The 1,258-nt window shown below is 45.7% G+C and carries 1 protein-coding gene; it reads right to left on the bottom strand.

Features of this window, described 5'->3' with window-relative positions:
- Window positions 1-42 precede the first annotated feature (42 nt).
- The coding region (locus AB5935_RS26725) for an SGNH/GDSL hydrolase family protein (protein ID WP_368327947.1) at window positions 43-1,258 on the bottom strand (1,216 nt) is incomplete at its 5' end.

Here is a 1,258-nt window from a genome sequence, read left to right as displayed (position 1 = left end):
CTCAACATACCGGCGAGAATGAGAATAAAGATGGACAGCAGGTTACTCTTTCTCATAAGCACGCCTCCTGTCGTATTGTTCCTTACCATAGATCATGGTTTCATAAAGCAATCCAGCCAAATGCTTACCGCCACGGAAGTTTATATGCGTATAATCGTAGTTTGCCATAGAGGGTTTGGCATGGACGAGTTTTGCCATACTGCCTTCTCCGCCCATTGCTTCAAACATATTCCAGAATGCAATACCGCTTTCAGCAGCAATGTTCTGCTGATAACGAATCAGATTCTTAACACCGGGCATGGTACGGAGTTCGCCGTTTTCGTTCTTATAATCACGGTCGCCAACGCTCAATAACAGAATTCCGGCTTGTGGGAAACATTCTTTCAGATGCTCGATAGCTGTAATCAATCCTTTCTGGTAATTATCATAATTGCGTCCCCGTTCGGTAGCTACATTCAATCCATATTCGAGGATAATCAGGTCGTAAGGACGCTGGCGGTTAAACTGCTTCAACGTTTGTACCGGAATACCGCGCAGGGAAAGACCGGAACTGCCACGCAACGAGAAGTTATCGAGAATGATTCCTTTCTTTCCATCCATTGCCAAGCCATAGAACAGGGCAGAGTCCGCACGATCTACTGTCCAACGGATAGAACCGATGCGTCCGTCCACCTGAACTTGTTGTAATCCATCAGAAGGGCCTAAAGAGTAATTCTTGCTTTCTCCTTTGTTCACACGGGCAGAAAGAAGAACGGAATCTTTATTATAGAAGAAGATAGAAGCACGTTGACAAGTATCGAGCAGGGAGGCGTATTTATTTTGTCCGCGTAGTTCTACATAAGCTCCGTTCCGGGGGACAAAATAGTGTCCGGAAATGCCTTGTTTCTTCTTATCGAAATAGATACTGTCTGTTACTGCATGGCTGGACCATCCGCCAAATGTATGCCGTACCGTAGGACGGTAACCGCTTGTCATGGAAGTGATGGTAACAAAACCTACACCACAACCGCCGAATTGTTTCTGAAGCATTTCGCGCAAGTCGGCTGTAAATATATCCGCTTCGATAAAAGAGTCTCCGAATACGGCAATGCGTACCTGTTTGTCATCAGAGTCATCTGAATCACTGGAAGAGATACGATTGAGTGCTTCATAAAAAGGAGCCATCCCCCGGAGAGTGGAATCACTGTAATCTTCAATGCAAGTCATACCTGCACGACAAGTATCTACAAAGACCGGCTTTACAACTGGAGGCAAAGGG

Source organism: Phocaeicola sp. RTP21198st1_B8_RTP21198_201120, from assembly GCF_040929485.1.
Taxonomy (GTDB): Bacteria; Bacteroidota; Bacteroidia; order Bacteroidales; family Bacteroidaceae; genus Phocaeicola; species Phocaeicola dorei.
The sequence above is the reverse complement of the archived record's forward strand: the minus strand, read 5'-3'. Positions and strand labels throughout refer to the sequence as shown.